Genomic DNA, 2,557 nt, shown 5'->3' on the forward strand with positions numbered 1-2,557 from the left:
CACTGTAGCGACGCGTGCCCCCCGCCGTCCGATCCGGGTCGAGCAGCTCACGCGCCTCGTAGAACCGGAGCGACTGCGCGCTCATCCCGACGAGCTCCGCCGCCACCGAGATGCCGTAGACCCCGCGATCGGCGTCGGGCGAGCCGGTGGCGGTTCCCGAAGATTCGTTATCGACTGGCACTTGATCCCTTGTCTCTCACGTGCTATATCAAATCTATGACCATCACTGTAGATCAGTGAGGGTCGCGCTGATACATCTACATCGCCTCAACCGGAGAGAAAGGAGAGCAGAGGTGGTTGCGATGCTCATGCGCCCGAACCCCTTCCGCGACTTCGACCGACTTGCCGAGCAGGTCTTCGGTGTCACAGGGACCCTCGCCCGCCCAGCGGTGATGCCGATGGACGCCTGGCGCGAGGAGCACACGTTCGTCGTCGAGCTCGACCTGCCCGGGGTCAAGGCCGACTCCATCGACGTCGACGTCGAGCGCAACGTCGTCACGGTCAAGGCCGAGCGGCCCGTCGAGGACGACCGCGAGATGATCGCGGCGGAGCGGCCCCGCGGCATCTTCAGCCGGCAACTCTTCCTCGGGGACAACCTCGACACGAGCCAGATCGACGCGAGCTACGACGGCGGCGTGCTGACGCTGCGGATCCCGGTCGCCGAGCAGGCCCGGCCGCGCCGGATCTCCGTGACGAGCAAGAACGAGGAACGGCAGGCGATCAACGCCTGAACGGGGGCGATGGCTGTGCCGATCCGCAACGCGGCAACCGAATTGGCCGAGCACGCAGGGCTGACGGACGACTTCTGGGACATCGTCCTCGACGACGAGGACTGGCTGGAGGCCGAGTTCGAAGCGGTCGTCGAGTCGATCGACGATGTCCCGCCCCCGACGCCGTTCGCCCGTCGTGAGCGATCCGGGCCGGAGCCGCCACGCCCCTCACCAGTTGGACCGTCACGACCCGTCGAGGCGCCTCACGGCCGGACCTGCGCCGGCCCGGCTCGGCAACGGGGACCGCCTCAGGCATGAGGGACCGAACAATCGGCAGCATCGACGAAAGGAGTGATGCCTCGCGCGATCCGAATCCCGGCGGCCGTCGGCTCCCCCGCACGTTTTGCTCCTGAGAGCGCACTGCCTGTCCCCATGGCTGGGTCTGAGGCGGCGCCCCGCGCCCTGACGGCGCACCTCTTCCACGCGGGTTTGAGTCGGCGGCCTCGCCGCGTGCGGAGTGGTTACATGTCGGCGAGGACGAACTGGCAGCGGTTCGAGATCTGGTAGCCCGCCTCCTCCGAGGCCTCGGCCGAGGCTTTGAGTGCGGCGCTGTCGTCGTCCAGCTTCGCCTTGACCCACGGACGGAAGTCCGTGATCCACTGCTGGAACTCGGCCGGAGCCCCGGCGACCAGCGCGTCCAGCTTGGGCAGCGCGGCCTTCGCCGCGCTGCCGCCCTCGAGGAGGGCGGCCATGTGCTCGGCATAGCTGTTGCAGAACGCCTTCGACGCCGAGTTGTCCGCGGCCGGCTTCTCGTCGTCATCCGTATGCGGTGAGCTGGAGCTCTGGGCGGGCGGCGGGCCACCGCTCGGGGCCGGGTCTGCGCTGCTGCACCCGGCCAGGGTGGCGAGCAGTCCGGCCGCGGCGATCGCGACCCAGCGAGCTGACGTCGGCATGCCGTGCCTCCTGTGTCCGGTTCGAGTCGGAATGTCCGTCAGTGTGGCTAGGCGACGGCGGGTCGTGATCCGTGCTGGCACGGAAATGGTCCCACCGTTGGACTCCCGATGGTCGGGTATGCGGGAATTGTCCCTTCGATCGGCGGAAGGGCACGCGTTGGCGGGTCACTCAGCGCAGGCGGCGATGACGCGCATCAGGTTGCGGTGCAGCTCCTCGAGCTCGTCCAGGCTCATGCCGAGGCGCTGGACGATGGCCTTCGGCACCTGTTCGGCCTGTTCACGGGCCTTGCGGCCCTTGGCGGTCAGGTCGACCGCGAGGGCGCGCTCGTCCTCGGGGTTGGATTCGCGCGTGATCATGCCGTTCGCCTCGAGGCGTTTGAGCATCGGCGACAGGGTGGCTGGCTCCAGGCTGAGGCGGCGGGCGAGCTGACTCGCCTTCAGCGGGGCCTCCTCCCACAGGGCGCGCATGCCGAGGTACGGCGGATGGGTCAGCCCCATCGGCTCGAGCCGCGGGCGTTAGAGGCCTATGACGCTGCGCGAGGCGACCGCCAGCGCATAACAGACCTGCCGGTCCAGGGCGAGCAGGTCGGGCTCCGGTTCGAGCTCCACATCCGTGAGTGCGCGGTCCACGTTTTCAGTCTAAGGAGGCGATCACGTACGCTGGCGCCAGTTACTTAGTGCACTAACTATCGGAGTCGTCATGCCCCGTAAGACCCGCCGCACCCGGCTCAGCATCTGGTACCGGATCGGTTACCGGATCCGGTACTCGGTCCTGCACGTGCTGGGCCCGGCCCAGCTCGGAGAGAGCAACGACCCGCACGAGCGCCTCCGTAGGGAGCGGGCGCGCAAGGTTGCCGCCCTCGCCCGCGTCGAGGATGCCGGCGCCTGAGCGCA

At 68.5% G+C, this 2,557-nt stretch carries 5 protein-coding genes; 2 read left to right on the forward strand and 3 right to left on the reverse strand.

Annotated features, from left to right (window positions below; translation table 11 throughout):
* A partial coding sequence (locus ACTHJJ_RS02210; protein WP_440301303.1) for a MerR family DNA-binding transcriptional regulator occupies positions 1 to 181 on the reverse strand: 181 nt, incomplete at its 3' end.
* A gap of 121 nt (positions 182 to 302) precedes the next feature.
* On the opposite strand from ACTHJJ_RS02210, the gene ACTHJJ_RS02215 reads away from it, so the two are divergent.
* Positions 303 to 731 (forward strand): Hsp20/alpha crystallin family protein, encoded by a 429-nt coding sequence (locus ACTHJJ_RS02215; protein WP_440301307.1) that lies wholly within the window; start codon positions 303 to 305, stop codon positions 729 to 731.
* A 500-nt stretch (positions 732 to 1,231) separates the two neighbouring features.
* Here ACTHJJ_RS02215 and ACTHJJ_RS02220 read toward each other — a convergent pair whose 3' ends face one another.
* Both ACTHJJ_RS02220 and ACTHJJ_RS02225 read right to left on the reverse strand, forming a co-directional pair.
* Complete coding sequence (locus ACTHJJ_RS02220; protein ID WP_440301304.1) at positions 1,232 to 1,663, reverse strand: hypothetical protein; 432 nt, start codon at positions 1,661 to 1,663, stop codon at positions 1,232 to 1,234.
* A gap of 165 nt (positions 1,664 to 1,828) precedes the next feature.
* Positions 1,829 to 2,161: a MarR family winged helix-turn-helix transcriptional regulator gene (locus tag ACTHJJ_RS02225; RefSeq protein ID WP_440301305.1), complete on the reverse strand. Its 333-nt coding sequence runs from the start codon at positions 2,159 to 2,161 to the stop codon at positions 1,829 to 1,831.
* A 202-nt stretch (positions 2,162 to 2,363) separates the two neighbouring features.
* Here ACTHJJ_RS02225 and ACTHJJ_RS02230 point away from each other — a divergent pair, with 202 nt between their 5' ends.
* A complete protein-coding gene (locus ACTHJJ_RS02230; protein ID WP_440301306.1) occupies positions 2,364 to 2,552 on the forward strand; it encodes a hypothetical protein in 189 nt (62 codons plus the stop codon).
* Positions 2,553 to 2,557 lie beyond the last annotated feature (5 nt).

It is taken from the genome of Intrasporangium sp. (genome assembly GCF_051961875.1).
GTDB lineage: Bacteria > Actinomycetota > Actinomycetes > Actinomycetales > Dermatophilaceae > Intrasporangium_A.

Bases quoted from the DNA above. Each gene is read 5' to 3' on its own strand.
- ACTHJJ_RS02215 (WP_440301307.1), top strand. From the start codon at position 303: ATGCTCATGCGCCCGAACCCCTTCCGCGACTTCGACCGACTTGCCGAG.
- ACTHJJ_RS02220 (WP_440301304.1), bottom strand. From the start codon at position 1,663: ATGCCGACGTCAGCTCGCTGGGTCGCGATCGCCGCGGCCGGACTGCTC.
- ACTHJJ_RS02225 (WP_440301305.1), bottom strand. From the start codon at position 2,161: ATGGGGCTGACCCATCCGCCGTACCTCGGCATGCGCGCCCTGTGGGAG.
- ACTHJJ_RS02230 (WP_440301306.1), top strand. From the start codon at position 2,364: ATGCCCCGTAAGACCCGCCGCACCCGGCTCAGCATCTGGTACCGGATC.